Genomic DNA, 16,842 nt, shown 5'->3' with positions numbered 1-16,842 from the left:
CGATCAAACCGATCCCATCCGTTAGAGGTTGATGCCGTGGCAATTTCCCCCGAGCAGAGCGCGCTTCTCGACCGAATCCCGCATCCTGCAGCGTTGCGCGGGCTTCCGGAATCGGAGCTGCAGGCGGTGGCGGACGCGGTGCGCGCCGAGATGATCGACGCGGTGTCGATCACCGGCGGCCATCTCGGCTCGGGGCTCGGCGTCGTCGAACTCACCGTCGCCCTGCACCACGTGTTCGACACCCCCGACGACCGCATCGTCTGGGACGTCGGCCACCAGTGCTACCCGCACAAGATCCTCACCGAGCGCCGCGACCGCATCCGCACGCTGCGCCAGGGCGGCGGCCTGTCGGGCTTCACCAAGCGCTCTGAGAGCGTCTACGACCCCTTCGGCGCCGCCCACTCCTCGACCTCGATCTCGGCCGCTCTGGGCATGGCGGTCGCCCGCGACCTCGACAACGCCACCGCCAAGCAGACGGGCGGCGCGCAGAAGCGCCGCAACGCCATCGCGGTGATCGGCGACGGCTCGATGTCGGCCGGCATGGCCTACGAGGCGCTCAACAACGCCGGCGCCCTGCACTCGCGCCTGATCGTCATCCTCAACGACAACGACATGTCGATCGCGCCGCCTGTGGGCGCCATGTCGGCCTACCTCGCCAGGCTCGCCTCGGGCGGCGCCTACCAGTCCCTGCGCGAGACCGCCAAGCAGCTCGGCAAGCTCCTGCCGAAGGCCCTCTACCAGCGCGCAGCCGCGGCCGAGGAATACGCCCGCTCGCTGGTGGTGGGCGGCGGCACCATGTTCGAGGAGATGGGCTTCCACTACGTCGGCCCCGTCGACGGGCACAACCTCGACCACCTGCTGCCGGTGCTCAAGAACGTCCGCGACGCCGAGCACGGCCCGATCCTGCTGCACGTGGTCACCCGCAAGGGCAAGGGCTACGCGCCCGCCGAGGCCAGCGCCGACCGCTACCACGGCGTGGTCAAGTTCGACGTGGTCTCAGGGGTGCAGGCCAAGGCCAAGCCGAACGCGCCGGCCTACACGCGGGTGTTCGGCGAGAGCCTGATCAAGGCGGCCGACGCCGACGACAAGGTGGTGGCGATCACCGCCGCGATGCCGGGGGGCACCGGCATCGACCTGTTCGGCAAGGCGCATCCGGACAAGACCTTCGACGTCGGCATCGCCGAGCAGCACGCGGTGACGTTCGCGGGCGGGCTGGCCACCGAGGGCTACCGGCCGTTCGTGGCGATCTACTCGACCTTCCTGCAGCGGGCCTACGATCAGGTCGTGCACGACGTGGCGCTGCAGAACTTAGCCGTGCGGTTCTGCATGGACCGGGCGGGCCTGGTCGGCGCGGACGGGGCGACGCATGCAGGCGCGTTCGACCTGGCGTATCTGTGCTGCCTGCCGAACATGACCGTGATGGCGGCGTCCGACGAGGCCGAGCTGGTGCACATGGTGGCGACCGCCCACGCCCATGACGCGGGCCCGATCGCGCTGCGCTACCCGCGCGGCGAGGGTGTCGGTGTCGAGCTTCCGGAGCGGGGCGAGGCTCTGGCGATCGGCAAGGGCCGGGTGGTGCGCCGGGACGCGGAGGCGCGTGTGGCGATCCTGAGCCTGGGCACGCGTCTGTCGGAGGCGCTGAAGGCGGCCGACACGCTGTCCGAGCAGGGCGTGGCGGTGACGGTGGCGGATGCGCGCTTTGCCAAGCCGCTGGACGAGGCGCTGATCCTGGAGCTTGCGCGGGACCACGAGGTTCTGATCACGATCGAGGAGGGCTCGCGGGGCGGGTTCGGCGCGATGGTGCTGCATCTCCTGGCGGAGCGGGGGGCTCTGGATGCCGGGCGGGTCCGGGTGCGGACGATGACGCTGCCGGACAGCTACCAGGACCACGACAGCCCGGAGAAGATGTACGCCGAGGCCGGCCTGGACGCCGCCACCATCGTCAAAACCGCCCTCGACACCCTGCCGGAGGCCGCCGGCAAGGCGGAGCCGGCCAGCAACGTGGTGAGCGTGCGCCGTCGGCCGCGCTGAGCCCGGACTTCCTGTTCCGCGGTGGCCGGCCCATCCAGCGCTGCGGCCAAACGAGAAGGGCCAGCCTGACGGCTGGCCCTTTTGCTTGGTCGGGGAGCGGCCCTACTCGGCCGCCGTCATCTCGGGGGTGTAGTGGCCGCACCAATCCTGTGCGGCGACCACCGGCCAGAGCCCCTTGGATTCGGGTGCGGGCTGGCTGACGGGCGGATTGAAGCGGCACAGGCCGGCATCGTTCTGCGCGACGGCGCCGTTGCCCTTGTGCTCGTCGAAGAACCGGCAGGTCTCGCACTTCGCGTTCATGGTCAGGCTCCTGTGGGATCGGCGGCGCAGGGCCGCTGCGACCTGGAACAAACGGGGTTGGAACTTAGAAATGATCCAATCTATCCCATCAACGGCGGGGCGCCCGGCCGGTTCCCCGGGCTAGGCGGTCCGATCGGCGCGGATCAGCGCGCGAAGAACGCTGCCACCATGGCATCGTGGGTCGGGAAGGCCGTCTGGACGGGTGCGTCGACAACCAGAACCCCGAGAACCTCGCCGTCGGGCTCGCCCCGATCCGCGAACCGGGAAGGCTGGCTCTCGCAGAACAGCAGGTTCTGCCGCCGATCCGGCGTGGTCACCACCGAGAGGAGGCGTAGCGGCTCGGCCGCGATCTGCAATCCGGTCTCCTCAGCACTTCCCGTGCGCCCGCCTCCTGCCAGCTCTCGCCGCGCATCTGGTAGCCGCCGGGCAGGGCGAGTTGGCCGTAACCGTCGGCCAAGCCGCGGCGGATCATGAGCAGACCGCCCTCCACCGGGACGAGAACCACCACGACGGTGGGCATGTCGTCGTAGGCGCTCACGCGCGGCGGTCGTGCGGCCCCGCCGCGAAGCCCGCCAGCAGCCGCTGGAGCTCGTCCTCGTCGACAAGGCGCGCCGCTTCCTCCGGCGCGAACCATTGCAACGTCCGCTGATCCCGCTCCGGCCAGCGCTCGTGCTGCATCTCGACCCGCAGGGGATACACGCGCACCTTGCAGGGGAGCGCGAGGCCGTCCTCGAGGCGCTTCTCGTAGCGATACCATCCGACCGGACTGGCCGCGATCCGGCCCTTCAGGCCGGCCTCCTCGAACGCCTCCCGCTCGGCCGCCCGATGCGCCTTGCGGCCCAGCATCGGCCAGCCCTTCGGGATGATCCACCGCCCCGTGTCGCGCGAGGTGATCAGGAGAACCTCGATCCGGCCGTCCGCACCCACGCGGAACGGCAAGGCCGCGACCTGCTTGAGCGGCTTGGCATGCGCCTTCCGCAGCAGCTTCTTCAGGCTGGGACGCTTGGATACCGTCTTCAGTGCTGACCTCGGCAACGAGAGGGAACGGTTCTTCTGCGCGCGATCCTGCAATCGAAAGTCTCCTCCCGCTTTTACATAGTTGAAGATGTGGGCATTGCATCCTGGCTAAAGTGTCGGTGCGCCATGCCTGTAACGCTGGGCCCAGGGTCGACCGGCGCGCTTGCCTCGCACCGCCGCGTCGGCGAAAGCTTTCGGCGTCGAACACCAGCGAGTCGCGGCATGCCGGTCGAGATCGAGCGCAAGTTCATTGCGAGCCCGTCGGTTCTGACCTTGTGTCAATCGGGGACGCCCCTCGTTCAGGGCTATCTCGTCGCCGACGGCACCGACACGATCCGCATCCGCCAAGCCGGCGCGCACATGCTGGTCACCTGGAAAAGCCCCCGGCGTGGAATCAGCCGCGACGAGATCGAGTTTCCGATCGCGCCGGAGGCCGGCGCGGAGCTTCTGGCCCGCCTGCCGGCCGGTCGGCGGCTGGAAAAGACGCGCTACCGGGTCAAGCATGCCGGCGCCGTCTGGGATGTCGACGTGTTCGGCGGCGACCTCGCCGGTCTGATCCTGGCCGAGATCGAGCTCGATCGGGAGGACCAGCCCGTGGCGCTGCCCCCGTGGGTCGAGCGCGAGGTCACGGCGGACCCGCGCTACCGCAATTCCCGGCTGGCCGCGGGCGCCCTCCCCGAGCAGCTGGCGGCGTGAGAGCGCGGCGCGTGAACGCACGGGTCGCGGCGCCGTTCTAACGGTATGCACGACAGCCCGACCAACGGACCCACCAAGAGCCTGATCACCTGGACGCAGGATGTGACGACCGGCGTGCCGCTTCCGCGCTTCGTCGGGCGGGTCGGCGCAGTGCAGGTCGGAATCTGCGAGTACGACGGATCGAGCCGGTTCTGGACGTGGTGGAGCCCGCTCGCCGACGACATCTGGGGCCATGGCCAGGATGCCGAGGGCGCCCAGCGGGGCTGCGAGGCCTGGCTGCGCGGCTGGATCGAGAACTTCAGACCGTTCTTCGCCTGACCGCGCCGGAGGTCGGTCAGGCGACGGATCAGCGACAATATTGCGGCAGGCGGCGCTTCCAGCGCTCGCCGAGCCGCAGCTCGGTCCCCCGGCGCCAGGAGGGAACGGGTCGCGGCGACGGAGCCTGACCGGGCTGGGCCGGGATCGCGCGGGCGGAGGCTTCGACCACCTCGGGAGCGGCAGAGGGCTCGGGCCGAGGGGCGGCCCGGCGAGGCTTGGCCGCGGGCTTTGCCGCGGGGGTCTGCTCGACGCGGGCCCGCGGACGGCGCACCCGCGGCGTCGCGACCGGTTCTGACTCGACTGCGGGGGCGACCTCCGGCTCGGCCGAGATCTCGAACATCGGGACCAGGCTCGGAAGAACGCGCCGGGCCGGTGCCTGTGCAGGGCGCTCCTCCTGCCGGGCGGCCATTGCAACCTGAAGGTCCGGCTGAGTCGGCTTCGTCTCGGCCTCGGCCAGTTCCGGCCACAGGCTCTTGGCCGAGCGCGTGGCTGGATGAGACGAGGTCAGCGATGTGCGTGCGGTACGGGTGTGCTTGACTTCGACCATAAATGGTCGCGCGCTGCGGCGCTTCATGTAGAACGATCCTTGGAAGCATCCGGCCGAAACATCAGCGGCACGAACGCCCACAGGCTAAGCCTGATCTCCGGAGATGTCCAGAAAGACGAACCCGGACGCGATAGATTTCTTCGGTATTGAGACCGGGTCTCGCGGCATCCGAGCGCCGGAACGTTGGAACTTCGCCGGATTTCGGCCTGATCAGGCGGCCTGCGCCTGGGTCGTCGCGACCGTTACCGGCGCAGCGCGGTGGGGCTCGAACAGCGACCGGTACACAGCCGCTGGCGTCCGGGCCCGGCCACTGCCGTCCGTGATCGTCACGTCGGCCATGCCGGCCGCGATCAGGCTCATGCCCTGATCCAGGGCGGTCAGGACCGAGGCGTGATGGTAGGCGAACCGGCGCGCGGACAGGCGTGCGGAGACGGTGAAGTTCATGACGACGATCCTGGAAAGCCCCGCCCGCCCTCGGACCTTGAGGGCGGCAACACCGCGCGAGGGCCGGAATCCGGCAGCTCGGCGCGGCGACCGCGGTCTGATGACCTACAATAAAGTCCTTATATTGACGAAAGCTTGTTATCTTCGATCTTTTTAAACGGTTAAGAGGCTCAAGCCAGTCGTGCGCCACTGGCGGCCGGTTCGATGCCGGCCGGCGGGTCGGCGCGCGGCATCGAACCGGCCGCAACCCACGCTCGAAAAACGCGCGCGTTAACGGACGTTAGCGGCCCGCCGCACGACATCGCCTATGGTCGCGCTTGCCGATCGAGGGCCGGGGCGTGTCGATAGGTGTCCACGATGTCGGGGCGGCGTCCGGAATCCACCGCCGAAACTGCGTATCTGCGGCGCTGCCTTGAAGAGGCCGGCGAGCGGGCCGAGCGGGCCTTCGCGCTGATGGCGGACATCGACGCCGCGCGGGTCCAGGAGGTGGCGGAGAGCCGGGCGCAGGCGGATGCCAGCCGGGAGCGAAGCCTGGAGTGGGAGGTTCAGGTCCTGCGGGCGCGTCTCCAGGCCTCCGAGCAGGCAGCGGCCCGTCTGCGGATGCGCTGCGAGCATCAGACCTCCATGATGCGCGAGCTCTCGCATCGCCTGAAGAACTCCCTGACCCTGGTGCAGGCCATGATCAGCCAGACGCTGCGGGATCCGCCGAGTCTCGCCGCCGGCCGGGCCGCCCTGCTGGCGCGGGTCGTGGCGCTGGGGCAGGCTCATCGGGTTCTCGTCGAGGAGCGCTGGCTCGGCACGTCGGTCCGGCGCACCGTCGATATGGCCTTGGCCACCCATGCCGGGACCGATGCCGCAGCGCGGTTCGCCGTGACGGGACCGGCCGTGCGCCTGGGCCCGCGCCAGACGGTGGCCCTGTCGATGGCCCTGCACGAGCTGGCGACCAACGCCACGAAGTATGGCGCCCTCTCCTGCGAGACGGGGCGCGTGCGGATCGTGTGGCACACGGCCCGGGGCGAGGCGGGGCGAACGCTTCACCTGTGCTGGAGCGAGCATGGCGGCCCGCCGGTGACGCCCCCCGAACGACGCGGCTTCGGATCCCGGCTGATCGAGCGAACCCTGACCGACACGCTCGGGGGCGACGTGCTGCTCCGCTTCGCGCCGGACGGCGTCACCTGCACGATGAAAGCCGTGATCCAGCGCCTGCGGGAGACGTGAGGCGGGCTTAACTGGGCTCGGACACAGCCCTGGCGTTCCCTACCCTGGCGCTCCTTGGCCCGGTGCGTGCTACCATCCGGCGGGACAAACCGGACGGACGGGCTGGCATGCTGAACAGACGATCTTTCGTGGCCCTCACGGGCGCCGCGCTCGCGGCCCCGGCGCTGGCGCAGGGCACGGCCTCCCGGACGCTCAAGTTTATCCCGCAGGCCGACCTGACGGTGCTCGATCCGATCTGGACGACCGCCTATGTGACCCGCAATCACGGGCTCGCGGTGTTCGACACCCTCTACGGCACCGATGCCGGCTATGCCGCACAGCCGCAGATGGTCGCCGGCCACACGGTGGAGAATGACGGCACGCTGTGGCGCCTCACCCTGCGGCCCGGGCTGACCTTCCACGACGGCAGCCCGGTGCTCGCCCGCGACTGCGTGGCGAGCATTGCCCGCTGGGGCAAGCGCGACGCGATGGGCCAGACGCTCATGGCCTACACGGACGAACTCTCGGCCCCCGACGACCGGACGATCCAATTCCGCCTGAAGAAGCCCTTCGCGCTCCTGCCGGACGCGCTCGGCAAGGTCGGCTCGTCGATCTGCGCGATCATGCCGGAACGCCTCGCCAAGACCGACCCGTTCACCCAGGTGACCGAGATGGTCGGCAGCGGCCCGTTCCGCTTCAAGGCGGACGAGCGCGTGGTCGGCGCCCGCGTCGTCTATGAGCGCTTTGCCGGCTACGTCCCCCGCGAGGGCGGCGAGCCGCAATGGACGTCCGGTCCCAAGCGGGCCTTCGTCGACCGGGTCGAATGGACCATCATCCCCGATCAGGCGACCGCCGCCTCGGCCATGCAGACGGGCGAGATGGATTGGTGGGAGCAGCCCCCGGCCGACCTCGTGCCGACGCTCGGCAACCTGACGACGCGGATCACCGACCCGACCGGCCTGATCGGCTGCCTGCGGATGAACCAGCTTCAGCCGCCCTTCGACAATCCGGCGATCCGGCAGGTGCTGCTGAAGGTCGTCGACCAGACCGACTTCATGCAGGCCGTGACCGGCACCGACCCCAAGCTGATCCACGTGCCGACCGGCTTCTTCTGCCCCGGCCTGCCGATGGCGAGCGATGTCGGCCTCGGGGCGCTCACGGGCAAGCGCGACTACGAGGCGGCCAAGAAGGCGCTCGCGGCGGCGGGCTACAAGGGCGAGAAGGTGGTGCTGATGGGCGCCTCCGACTTCCCGAGCCTGAAGGCGCTCGCCGACGTGGCGGCCGACATGCTGACCCGCGCGGGCTTCAACGTCGACTACCAAGTCATGGATTGGGGCTCGGTGGTGCAGCGGCGCGCCAAGAAGGATCCGGTCGCCCAGGGCGGGTGGAGCGCGTTCTGCACCTTCTGGGCGGGGCTCGATCAGGCCAACCCGGCGGTTAGCGCCTTCCTGCGGGGAACGGGACAGAGCGCGGCGATCGGCTGGCCGACCAGCGCGGCGATCGAGGCGCTGCGGGATCGATGGCTCGACGCCCCCGACACCGCCGCGCGCAAGACGCTCGCGGGCGAGCTCCAGCAGCAGGCCTTCACCGACCTGCCCTACCTGCCGCTCGGGCAGTACTTCAACCAGACCTCGTACAAGCCGTCCCTGACGGGGGTGCTCGACGGCGTGCCGGTGTTCTGGAACGTCAGGAAGGGCTGAGGCGGAGGGGCCGACCCCCTTCCAAGGCGTCGGGCCGGGGGCGCGGGATCAGCGGCTCCGGGCGCGGGCGCGGCCTTGTCCCGCAGACCCGAACGCGGCGAGGGTCGCGTTCCCGCGATCGGGATCGCGCAGGACCGGCGACCGGCGCCCCTGCAGAACCTCCGCAGCCCTCCTGCAAGAGCCTGCTGTATCGCCGGTTCGGCGGTCTTCACCGGTATCCTGCCATACGAAGACGCCGTCACGATCAACAGATCCGCTCCGTTGAAGCCCCGGGAGCGCTTCCCAGCCGTGTCGCGAACGGGTTAAGCAGGGTCGGCACAGGTCACCGCCAGAGATGACCGGCCCGCGAGGAAGCCCGAGACGTCCGTCTCACCGCCGTCGCGGCGGTGCATCGACGCCCTCGACGCCGCGCGGATTCCATGACGCGACGAGGACACGCCCGATGACAGGCTTGGTGACAGGCTCCCCGGACGACACCGCGCTGGAACGCTCGGCGATGCGCAGGATCGGCTGGCGCCTCGTGCCGTTCCTGATCCTCGCCTACTTCGTGTCCTTCCTCGACCGGGTGAACGTCGGCTTCGCGGCGATCCAGATGAACCACGATGTCGGCCTGTCGGCCACCGTGTTCGGCTGGGGCGCCGGGATCTTCTTCCTCGGCTACTTCCTGATGGAGATCCCCAGCAACCTGATGCTGGAGCGCTTCGGTGCGCGGCTCTGGATCGCCCGGATCATGGCGACCTGGGGATTGATCTCCGCCGCCATGGCCCTCGTGCAGGGGCCCTGGTCGTTCATCGGCCTGCGCTTCCTGCTGGGGCTCGCCGAGGCCGGCTTCTTCCCCGGCGTGATCCTCTACCTGACCTACTGGTTCCCCTCCGCCTACCGGGCGCGGATCATCGGGGTCTTCATGATCTCGATCCCGATCTCGTCGTTCCTCGGCTCGCCGATCTCCGGTGCGCTGCTCAACGTGACGGGGCTCGGGCTCGCGGGCTGGCAGTGGCTGTTCATCCTCGAGGGCCTGCCGGCGGTGCTCCTGGCCGTCGCGGTCCTGTGGCTGCTGCCGGACGGACCGCGGGACGCGGCGTGGCTGCCGGCGGATGAGCGCGACTGGCTGCAGCGGCAGCTCCAGGCCGAGGCGGCGCGCAACACCCGGCGCGGCCAGTCGGCGAAGCCGCCGCTGCGGGAGATCCTGAGCGACCGGCGGCTCTTGCTGTTCGCCGCGATCTATTTCGGCTCGACGGCGAGCAGCTACGGCCTCTCGTTCTGGACGCCGCAGATCGTGAAGAGCTTCGGCCTCGGCAATTTCGAGACCGGCCTGCTGAACAGCATCCCGTACGGCTTCGCCTCGGTCGCCATGATCCTCTGGGGCCGGCACAGCGACCGGACGGCCGAGCGGCGCTGGCACCTCGCGCTGTCCTTCCTGGTCCTGGCCCTGGGCCTGGCGGGCGGCACGGTGCTGACGGGGCTCGGCCCGGTCGTCGCGGCGCTGACGGTGGCGGCGGTGGGTGTCTACATGCTCAAAGGTCCGTTCTGGGCACTGGCGACCGAGCAGATGCCGCCCGCGACGGCGGCCGCGAGCATCGCCGCGATCAACGCGGTCGGAAACCTCGGCGGCTTTCTCGGCCCCTACCTGATCGGCGCGATCAAGGACGGGACCGGCAGCTTCACCCTGAGCCTCATCCCCCTGGTGGTGTTCGCCCTGCTCTCGGCCGCCCTGTCGCTCGTGCCCGGTCGCGCGCCGCAGGCGGACCCGAACGCGCGCCGGCCGTCGACCGCCTGAGCGGGCCCGCGAGCCCGGGGTGAACCGGTTCCGGAACCGGGCGGTTAGCCCTGTGGAACGGCCGGACACGCGGGGCTCCAGGCATCGGCATGCAGTTCGACGGCAAAGTGGTGATCGTGACGGGCGCCGGATCCGGGATCGGGGCCGCCACGGCGAAGCGGTTCGGGGGCGCGGGCGCGCAGGTCGTCCTGAACGACCGCACGCGGGGCCCGCTCGAGGCCGTCGCGGCCGGCTTCGACCCCGGCCGGGTCGTGCTTCAGACGGGCGACGTCTCGGAGCAGGCGGACGCCGAGGCGCTCATCGCCGCGGCGATCGACCGGTTCGGCCGTCTCGACGTGCTCGTCAACAATGCCGGCGTCGTGCCCACCGGCCCGATCCTCGAAGCCTCCGTGCAGGATTGGCGCACGGTCATGGCGGTCGATGTCGACGGCGTGTTCTTCTGTACCCGGGCCGCGCTTCCGCACCTGGTTCAGGCCGGCGGCAACATCGTCAACGTCTCGTCGGTCTCGGGCCTCGGCGGCGACTGGAACATGAGCTTCTACAACGCCGCCAAGGGCGCGGTGTCGAACTTCACGCGCTCCCTGGCGCTGGAACTCGGCGCGCAGGGAGTCCGGGTCAACGCGGTCAATCCCGGGCTGACCTTCACGGGACTGACGCAGGAGATCAAGCGCGATCAGGAGCTGATGCGCCGCTTCGCCGAGCGCATCCCGCTCGGGCGCGGCGCGGAGCCGGAGGAGGTGGCCGACGTGATCGCCTTCCTGGCCAGCGACGCCGCCCGCTACGTCACGGGCGTGAACCTGCCGGTCGACGGCGGCCTGACCGCCTCGAACGGGCAGCCGAAGCAGGCCTGAGCGCCGGGATCGCGGACGGACGCGCGGCACCGAGAGCGGGAGAGCATCATGGACCTGAACGACACCGTGCGCGACGCCATCGTGGCGGAGCTGCAGCGCCAAGCGGAGGCGGAGGATCCCGCGCCGAAGGTGGACCTGTCCGAGCCGGGCTACGCGCGGATCGACGGGCGGATCGATATCGACGCGCTGATCATGGTCGTCGCGGGCGCGCTTGCCGGCGGCCCGTGAGCCGTCCGACCGGGATGGGGGTTCCATGCCGAAGCTCAACGCGGTCCTCGAGACGGCCCTCTACGTCGCGGATCTCGCGCGCGCGGACGCGTTCTACCGCGACATCCTCGGCCTGACCTGCATCCACACCGATGCACGGATGCGCGCCTTCGACGTCGGCGGCCGCGGCGTCCTGCTGCTCTTCCCGGAAGGCGGGTCCCTCCAGCCGATCCCGACCCCGGGCGGGGCTATTCCGCCCCATGACGGGCGGGGGCCGGCGCACATCGCCTTCTCGATCGACGCCGATGCCCTCTCCGCCTGGGAGGGCCGTCTGGCGGCCGCCGGCATCGCCGTCGAGGGCCGCACCCATTGGCCGCGAGGCGGGACCAGCCTCTACTTCCGCGATCCGGATGCGCACCTGCTGGAGCTTGCCACGCCCGGCCTGTGGAAGGGCTATTGAGACCCGCTCAAAAGGCGGGCTGCCTCCCCCCGGGACAGAACCCCGGCTCCCCTCCCCGGTTGTCCCTGCACGGGAGACATCCATGATCAACGGGACGATTACGGTCGGCAGCGCGCATCTCGAACTCGGCGCGAGCTTTCGCGATCAAGCGCAGCGGCGCATCCAGGATGCCGCCAACAAGTATCTCGGCAATCTCGTCACGGCCTCCGTCCACGTGGCGCGGGAGGGCGGCGATTTCCGCTGCTCGGTGAACATGCAGATGAGCGGCCAGGGCATGATGAGCGCCGAGGCCTTGGGGGAGAGCGTGCCGCGGGCATTCCGTGCAGCCCTGAACAAGGTCGAGAAGCAGCTGCGACGCACGAAGCGTCTGCAGCGCGAGGATCGCGCCCACCAGCCGGACAGGATCATTACCGCCTAGGGCAAGCTCCGCGCGAGCTGACCCCGCTCCCCAACGCGAACGAGGCCGCCCCCTTTCGGAGACAGCCTCGCGCGATCGTGCGGTGCTGGCGAGCGCTACCCGGCCCGGGATGCGGAACCGCGTCCCGGGCCTTTGCAGGCTCTTAGTACGAGCCGAACTTGTAGTTCAGGCCGGCGCGGACGACGGCGAACTCGTCGTCGCGGCGACCGATCGGGCTGTAATAGGCCGGGACCAGGTTGGCGGCGTTGACGACCAGGGCGCCCTGGTTGCGGTTGCCGCGCTCCAGGTTCACGTACAGACCTTCGATCTTGAACGTCACGGCGGACGAGCGGAAGAAGTTCAGGAACGACTCGGTGGGCAGGGCGAACTCGACGCCGCCGCCGACCGCGTAGCCGGTGCGGAAGCTGTCGTTGCCGGCGTAGCCGCCGAACGAGCGGTCGGCGCTGCCCGAGCCGTAGGCGAAGCCGCCGGTGCCGTACACGAGGGTGCGGTCGAAGGCGTAGCCGAGGCGGCCGCGCACGGTGCCGAAGTAGTCGAGGCTCGACAGGCCGCGCGGGTCGGTCACGTAGTAGCCCGGGGCGACGGCGCCGGAGATGAAGGCGTTGTTCCGGTTGCGGCCGAAGTCGAGGTACTGAGCGTCGGCCTCGATGCCGACGACCACGCCCGAGCCCGGGGTGAACTGGTAGTTGTAGCCGACCTGCGCGCCGCCCGAGAAGCCGTCCTGGCTGCGGTCACGGAAGGTGGCGGTGGTGCCGAGGGCGGCGTAGGGGGCGGGGACGCCGAACACCGAGCTGTTGGAGCGGCTGCTGGCGTCGAAGGCGTAGCCGGCGTTGATACCGAAGTAGGCGCCGGTCCAGGTGAACACCGGGACGGGGGTGAACACCGGCGGCGGAGCAGCGCGGCGCGGCAGGTCGGCGGCCGAGGCGGCGCCGGTCAGGAGAGCCGTGGCGGCGCTCGCGAGAAGAAGCTTCTTGATCATCTGGTCCTCTGTCTCCCGTTGGGCGGGATGTGTGCGGCGCGACAGGACGTCAGGATGAGCCTTGGCGATAGTGCATCGCTGCAACACCGCTCCGGTACCGTTCGAAACGGATCAGCAGGAAAGTGCGATAAAACACATCATCACCGACCGGTGATCGATCGGTCGGGAACTATTCTGATACGTCTGCTGCGGAGAGCCGAGCGTCAGACAAATTACATAGGGTCGACAGCCGCTCCTCTGGCCGCGGCACACAGATGCTGGCCGGGGCGGGGCGCGCCCGGAGGAAATCCTATCGCAGGTTGTCATCGGCGCCATCACAAGGCTACCCGGTGAGCCCGCGCCCGCGTGCCGAGTGGCCCGTATGTCGGCAGGGGCGCTACATGTCTTTGCCCTTGCGTGGACGGAGCGCCCCAACCCCGCTAGATCTACGGGATGGCTGAGACGCATTTCCGGCCCGCTTCGGGCTTAGCGCTCGCCGCCGCCCAACTCGAAACAGCACAATCCCTGGATGAGGTCGTGGCCGCCCTTCGGGCATCCGCGCGGGCGGTCGTCGGCTCCGACGGGATCGCCGTGGTGCTGCGCGAGGGCGAGAGCGTGGTCTATGCGGCCGAGGATGCCATCGAGCCGCTCTGGCGCGGACGCCGGTTCCCGGTGACGGAATGTGTGTCGGGGTGGGCGATCCTCAACGGCGAGACGGTCATCGTGCCGGACATCGAGCTCGACGCCCGGGTTCCGATTGCCGCCTACCGCACCACGTCGATGCGCAGCCTCGTGATCGTGCCAATCGGGTTTCCCGAGCCGGTTGCGGCGCTCGGGGCCTATTGGTGCGCCTCGGTCATCCCCGACGACGCCACCATCTGCCGCCTTGAAACCCTGGCCGCCCAAGCCGCGGCGGCACTGGCTCGGATGCGCGCCCTGCACCGGTGAGTTCCGGACCGGTCGGATTCGGGCTGCGGCAGGGATCGATCATCGGCCCCGGCGGTTCCCCGGCCGTTCCCCGGCGTGGCCGGGCCCGTACGGAAGCCCCAAGCCCTGTCATGAAGCGCCTCGTCCTCATCGGAATTTTCGTCGCCCTGCTGGCCGCCATCGTGGCGATCGCGGCCACTTGGTCGAAGGTCACGCCCGTGAACCCGGCGGTGTCGCCTGATACGTCCGCGACCCCGAATCCCACGAGCCAACGGAAGTAGAGTCCTGCGGCGCGCGGCCCTGAGCGGGCGCGCGGCGGCTCGCGCCCGGTTCGGATTGGGCCGTTGCGGGACCGGGCGCCCACCCTCCCGTCTCACGCCGCATTCGCCGGTCCCCATCGGCGCCGAGGCGGCGCCGTGCGTCTGCCGCCTTCGGAGTGCCGAGCCGAGGCGCATGAGCCGCTGCAACGATGTTCAACGATTATTGATGCTTTATGAAAGCTTAACATCCATCTAATCCCCGTAATTATTTCCTATATCGGTTTCGCAACTGACATTCATTTAAAATACTACGGGCGAAAATCATTTATCTACGCACCGCATCTCTCACAAGACCACAGCCCTGTCTTGAGATTGAAGATTTTTTGCTGATAGCAGGGCGGGCCGAGGACGAATCGACCGGGCCAGCCGCCTATTCCCAGATCTTGCGAAAACTGGGAGCTGCGGCCCGACAGCGGATCACGTCTTGATCGGGGCAAAAACAATGGGTCTCTGAAGATGGGATCGATCACGGATGTTCAGGCGGCCACGAAGCCGCGGCATGACTTCAAGACAGCTGCCATGGCAGGCTTCGTGGGCGGGAACTTGTCGAGCTTCGTCAAATGGGGCTCCGAGATCCCGTTCCCGCCACGCGAGGCGGGCCGCATCTCGCCACCCTTCGCCATCCTCAAAGCGCTCGGCCTGAACGCCGAGGACATGACCTATGTCTTCACGGGCCACGTCATCAATTACGGCGTCGCCCTGGTGCATCAGGGCTTCTCGGTCATCTTCGGCCTGCTCTACTGCCTGCTGGCCATCCCGATCCCGCTCGTCACCCTGTGGCAGGGACTGGCCTTCGGGCTGATCGTCACCGTCCTGTTCCACGCCTTCCTGCTGCCCCTCGGCGGCTGGGCGCCGCAGATCTGGGACATCTCGACCCACGAGACGTTCTCGGAGGTGCTCGGCCACCTGCTCTGGGCGTGGACCATCGAGATCGTGCGGCGCGCGATGCTCTGCACACGCGAGGCGCGTTGATCGTTGGTCCCGCCCGAGGGTTGCGCTGCCCGTCGTGAGCGCACCCGTCGGCGGCCTATCCCCCCTCACCGGAACGTGAATTTTCCGCGCGGTCCGGATGAAATGGCATCTCCATGCGCCAGATCATCCTGAGATCGTGGGGTAGGACTGGCAAATGGGGGAGGGATCGGGAGCGCCGATCAACGCGATCGACGGCTTCAGCGAGCCGCTCGACAGGCTGCGCGCCGCACTGGACGCGTCCTGTGTGGTCGGAACCTGGGAATGGGACATCGTCGGCGGGACCATGATGTACGATGCCGGCGCGGCGCGGCTGCTGACCGGCGACGCCTCCCTGGCCGACACGAGGATCGGCAGCCTCCAGGCGATTGCGGCGGTGCATCCGGACGATCATCCGTGGCTCCTCGACCATGTCCAGCAGGCCGTGCAGGCCGGAGGCCTGGTCCTGGCCGAGTACCGCGTCGTCGCGCGGGACGGAGCGGTGCGCTGGCTGCTGAGCCGCGGGCGCGCGTTCCAGGACCCGTTCGGGCATCCGGTCCGCGCAGGCGGCATCATCATCGACATCACCGAGCTGCGCGAGGGCGGCGAGCGCCCCGTCGTCGGCGGCGAGGCGGCACCGCTCGACTCCTTGAGCCGGGCCGCCGACTTGGCCATCGCCCTCAAGCGCACGCTCGACGACGACGCGGCGGCCGAGATCCACGCCGCGGTCGACCGCCTGCTGATGTGCCTCGGGCGCGCCATCGCCCGGGAGAGCGGCCTGCACTGACCGCCCTCGCGCGGCGGCCGCAGCCTCCGATCGCCCGGAGCCCGCCGGAATGCCGTCTCTCCGGGAACATGCGCCCGCCAGCCGCCTTGGCCTGTCACACGGACGGGCGGATCAGGAGAGTCATCGCATGGGACAGGATGTCGATGCCGCACGCGAAGCGCTCGGATCGGTCCCGCCGGGGCGGCCGGCCGGTCAGGCGAAGCAGGTCGATCCTGCGGCCGGAGGCAGCGGGCCGCACGCGCCGGGCCCCGTGGAGCCGGCATCCGACGACGCGCCGGAGAGCGGCGGTTACGACACCCGACCACCGGCCGTTCAGCCCGACAATCGGAAGGGCGGCTACGGCGCTGGTTGAGGCGACCTGGCGTCGCCCTCGGGTCCTTCTGCACCGGCCAGCGGGTCGACGTGAGATCGATCCAAGACCAGGGGAAGATCTATCTCTGCGCCACAAGAATGGAGAGTTTCGGCGAGCGCGGCGATAATCGCCTGCGGACCGGATCTGCTCTTTCTGGAACGTATCGCCCATCCGTCGAATTGGTCACCGTGAAACCGTCGACGGAGTCCATCATGCGTATACCCCTCGCCCTCGTCCTCGCGACCCTGCTCGGATCGAGCGCCGTCGCCCAGACTACGGTCACGGGGACGCCCGCCGCGCCCGACGCCAAGACGAGCCAGCAATCCGGCGGCCAGGAGAGCGTGACGCGGCCGAACACCGACAAGATGACGCCCGGCGGGACCGGCACCGCCGGCACCGTCAAGCTGGAGAAGGGCGCCAACAGCTTCACCGAGGGCGAAGCGCGCTCGCGGCTCGCGAAGGCCGGCTACACCGACGCGAAGGACCTCAAGAAGGATGCCGACGGCATCTGGCGCGGCACCGCCACGCATGGCGGCCAGTCGGTGCAGGTCGGCCTCGATTTCAAGGGCAACGTGTCGGCGCAGTGA

23 protein-coding genes are annotated in these 16,842 nt (G+C 69.5%); 16 read left to right on the top strand and 7 right to left on the bottom strand.

Features of this window, described 5'->3' with window-relative positions; genetic code table 11:
* The first annotated feature begins 36 nt into the window (after positions 1–36).
* Positions 37–2,031, top strand: a complete 1,995-nt coding sequence (dxs, locus tag AC3WSN_RS24640; protein WP_492541555.1) for a 1-deoxy-D-xylulose-5-phosphate synthase — start codon at positions 37–39, stop codon at positions 2,029–2,031.
* A 102-nt stretch (positions 2,032–2,133) separates the two neighbouring features.
* Here dxs and AC3WSN_RS24635 read toward each other — a convergent pair whose 3' ends face one another.
* The 4 genes from AC3WSN_RS24635 to AC3WSN_RS24620 form a co-directional block, all read right to left on the bottom strand.
* Positions 2,134–2,331, bottom strand: a complete 198-nt coding sequence (locus AC3WSN_RS24635) for a hypothetical protein (RefSeq protein ID WP_091782746.1) — start codon at positions 2,329–2,331, stop codon at positions 2,134–2,136.
* 143 nt (positions 2,332–2,474) lie between these two features.
* The gene (locus AC3WSN_RS24630; RefSeq protein ID WP_492541553.1) at positions 2,475–2,687 is read right to left on the bottom strand and encodes an NUDIX hydrolase; all 213 of its coding nucleotides are present in this window, start codon (positions 2,685–2,687) and stop codon (positions 2,475–2,477) included.
* Positions 2,645–2,869, bottom strand: a complete 225-nt coding sequence (locus AC3WSN_RS24625) for an NUDIX hydrolase (RefSeq protein WP_492541551.1) — start codon at positions 2,867–2,869, stop codon at positions 2,645–2,647. The genes AC3WSN_RS24630 and AC3WSN_RS24625 overlap by 43 nt, the downstream gene beginning before the upstream one ends.
* On the bottom strand, positions 2,866–3,324 hold the full coding sequence (locus AC3WSN_RS24620) for an NUDIX hydrolase (RefSeq protein WP_492543238.1): 459 nt from the start codon (positions 3,322–3,324) through the stop codon (positions 2,866–2,868). Before AC3WSN_RS24620 ends, AC3WSN_RS24625 begins: the two co-directional genes overlap by 4 nt.
* Positions 3,325–3,570: 246 nt before the next feature.
* On the opposite strand from AC3WSN_RS24620, the gene AC3WSN_RS24615 reads away from it, so the two are divergent.
* A complete protein-coding gene (locus tag AC3WSN_RS24615; protein ID WP_492541549.1) occupies positions 3,571–4,044 on the top strand; it encodes a CYTH domain-containing protein in 474 nt (157 codons plus the stop codon).
* 45 nt (positions 4,045–4,089) lie between these two features.
* Complete coding sequence (locus tag AC3WSN_RS24610; protein ID WP_492541547.1) at positions 4,090–4,362, top strand: hypothetical protein; 273 nt, start codon at positions 4,090–4,092, stop codon at positions 4,360–4,362.
* 28 nt (positions 4,363–4,390) lie between these two features.
* On the opposite strand, the gene AC3WSN_RS24605 is transcribed toward AC3WSN_RS24610, so the two are convergent.
* A complete protein-coding gene (locus AC3WSN_RS24605) occupies positions 4,391–4,936 on the bottom strand; it encodes a hypothetical protein (RefSeq protein WP_492541545.1) in 546 nt (181 codons plus the stop codon).
* A 183-nt stretch (positions 4,937–5,119) separates the two neighbouring features.
* Positions 5,120–5,353 carry a hypothetical protein gene (locus tag AC3WSN_RS24600; RefSeq protein WP_492541543.1) on the bottom strand — a complete coding sequence of 78 codons (234 nt, stop codon included), beginning with the start codon at positions 5,351–5,353 and terminating at the stop codon, positions 5,120–5,122.
* Between the two features lie 357 nt (positions 5,354–5,710).
* Here AC3WSN_RS24600 and AC3WSN_RS24595 point away from each other — a divergent pair, with 357 nt between their 5' ends.
* The 7 genes from AC3WSN_RS24595 (at position 5,711) to AC3WSN_RS24565 (ending at position 11,963) form a co-directional block, all read left to right on the top strand.
* Positions 5,711–6,571, top strand: coding sequence for a sensor histidine kinase (locus AC3WSN_RS24595; RefSeq protein ID WP_492541541.1), 861 nt, complete (start codon positions 5,711–5,713; stop codon positions 6,569–6,571).
* A 107-nt stretch (positions 6,572–6,678) separates the two neighbouring features.
* On the top strand, positions 6,679–8,250 hold the full coding sequence (locus tag AC3WSN_RS24590; protein WP_192711373.1) for an ABC transporter substrate-binding protein: 1,572 nt from the start codon (positions 6,679–6,681) through the stop codon (positions 8,248–8,250).
* A 442-nt stretch (positions 8,251–8,692) separates the two neighbouring features.
* Positions 8,693–10,027, top strand: a complete 1,335-nt coding sequence (locus tag AC3WSN_RS24585) for an MFS transporter (RefSeq protein WP_238200128.1) — start codon at positions 8,693–8,695, stop codon at positions 10,025–10,027.
* Positions 10,028–10,116: 89 nt separating this feature from the next.
* Entirely contained in the window at positions 10,117–10,878 is a 762-nt protein-coding gene (gene budC / locus AC3WSN_RS24580) for a meso-2,3-butanediol dehydrogenase (RefSeq protein ID WP_492541539.1), read from the top strand.
* A gap of 48 nt (positions 10,879–10,926) precedes the next feature.
* The gene (locus tag AC3WSN_RS24575; RefSeq protein ID WP_192711376.1) at positions 10,927–11,106 is read left to right on the top strand and encodes a hypothetical protein; all 180 of its coding nucleotides are present in this window, start codon (positions 10,927–10,929) and stop codon (positions 11,104–11,106) included.
* 25 nt (positions 11,107–11,131) lie between these two features.
* On the top strand, positions 11,132–11,545 hold the full coding sequence (locus AC3WSN_RS24570) for a VOC family protein (RefSeq protein WP_492541537.1): 414 nt from the start codon (positions 11,132–11,134) through the stop codon (positions 11,543–11,545).
* An 82-nt stretch (positions 11,546–11,627) separates the two neighbouring features.
* Entirely contained in the window at positions 11,628–11,963 is a 336-nt protein-coding gene (locus tag AC3WSN_RS24565; RefSeq protein ID WP_192711378.1) for an HPF/RaiA family ribosome-associated protein, read from the top strand.
* A gap of 142 nt (positions 11,964–12,105) precedes the next feature.
* On the opposite strand, the gene AC3WSN_RS24560 is transcribed toward AC3WSN_RS24565, so the two are convergent.
* Positions 12,106–12,942: an outer membrane protein gene (locus AC3WSN_RS24560; protein ID WP_373622194.1), complete on the bottom strand. Its 837-nt coding sequence runs from the start codon at positions 12,940–12,942 to the stop codon at positions 12,106–12,108.
* Between the two features lie 432 nt (positions 12,943–13,374).
* Here AC3WSN_RS24560 and AC3WSN_RS24555 point away from each other — a divergent pair, with 432 nt between their 5' ends.
* The 6 genes from AC3WSN_RS24555 to AC3WSN_RS24530 all read left to right on the top strand — a co-directional run bounded on the left by AC3WSN_RS24555 (position 13,375) and on the right by AC3WSN_RS24530 (position 16,842).
* Complete coding sequence (locus AC3WSN_RS24555; RefSeq protein ID WP_492541535.1) at positions 13,375–13,869, top strand: GAF domain-containing protein; 495 nt, start codon at positions 13,375–13,377, stop codon at positions 13,867–13,869.
* A gap of 110 nt (positions 13,870–13,979) precedes the next feature.
* On the top strand, positions 13,980–14,129 hold the full coding sequence (locus AC3WSN_RS24550; protein WP_192709563.1) for a hypothetical protein: 150 nt from the start codon (positions 13,980–13,982) through the stop codon (positions 14,127–14,129).
* A 558-nt stretch (positions 14,130–14,687) separates the two neighbouring features.
* On the top strand, positions 14,688–15,140 hold the full coding sequence (locus tag AC3WSN_RS24545) for a DUF1440 domain-containing protein (protein WP_373622193.1): 453 nt from the start codon (positions 14,688–14,690) through the stop codon (positions 15,138–15,140).
* A 154-nt stretch (positions 15,141–15,294) separates the two neighbouring features.
* Positions 15,295–15,903 (top strand): PAS domain-containing protein, encoded by a 609-nt coding sequence (locus AC3WSN_RS24540; RefSeq protein WP_492541532.1) that lies wholly within the window; start codon positions 15,295–15,297, stop codon positions 15,901–15,903.
* Between the two features lie 127 nt (positions 15,904–16,030).
* Positions 16,031–16,255 carry a hypothetical protein gene (locus tag AC3WSN_RS24535; RefSeq protein WP_492541530.1) on the top strand — a complete coding sequence of 75 codons (225 nt, stop codon included), beginning with the start codon at positions 16,031–16,033 and terminating at the stop codon, positions 16,253–16,255.
* 212 nt (positions 16,256–16,467) lie between these two features.
* Positions 16,468–16,842 (top strand): hypothetical protein, encoded by a 375-nt coding sequence (locus AC3WSN_RS24530; RefSeq protein ID WP_238197353.1) that lies wholly within the window; start codon positions 16,468–16,470, stop codon positions 16,840–16,842.

Source organism: Methylobacterium sp. FW102-HT35C08, assembly GCF_058790235.1.
Note: the sequence above shows the minus strand (reverse complement) of the source record. Positions and strands in the feature narration are given on the sequence as shown.